The organism is Methylobacterium sp. GXS13 (genome assembly GCF_001455965.1).
Classification (GTDB): domain Bacteria; phylum Pseudomonadota; class Alphaproteobacteria; order Rhizobiales; family Beijerinckiaceae; genus Methylobacterium.
Window position 1 is genome coordinate 1 of record NZ_LKKO01000012.1, and the last position, 546, is coordinate 546.

At 58.2% G+C, this 546-nt stretch carries 1 tRNA gene and 1 rRNA gene; both read right to left on the bottom strand.

The window, feature by feature from the left end:
• Positions 1–107: ribosomal RNA gene (locus tag AO398_RS03970) — 23S ribosomal RNA — on the bottom strand; the annotation flags it as partial.
• A 331-nt stretch (positions 108–438) separates the two neighbouring features.
• Positions 439–514 (bottom strand) — tRNA-Ala (locus AO398_RS03975).
• Positions 515–546 lie beyond the last annotated feature (32 nt).

Below are 546 nucleotides of genomic sequence, written 5' to 3' on the forward strand. Positions count from 1 at the left end.
TGGATCAAAGCTCGTTCGCAGCTCCCCAAGGCTTATCGCAGCGTACCACGTCCTTCATCGCCTCTCAGCGCCAAGGCATCCACCGAATGCTCTTAAGACACTTGATCGCTCTCGTGATCGATGTCCGTTTTCTTGCAACTGGGTCCAGAGGATCCAGAGCAAAAATCTGACACGGTCACAAAAAGACCAGTGATCGGATCGTTTCCGATCCAATCACCGTATGCTTGCCGAACATGACCGCCGGGGCTGACGCTCTCGCGCCCCCAACGGTCACATTCCCTCTTCACGATGTCACTGATGTCTTCGCCAGACGGCGCAACCAACCGGACCCTGCGGTCCTCATCGATCGTCTGCCGCGGCAAACTGTGTTCCAGATAGCCAGGCTCGACACCCTCTCTCAGGCGGCAGCCGCTACAGCAGCGCCAAGTCCCAAAAGAATGGTGGAGCCAGACGGGATCGAACCGACGACCTCATGCTTGCAAAGCACGCGCTCTCCCAACTGAGCTATGGCCCCAAGGGGTCAGCGCCGATGATCGAGCGTCCCGT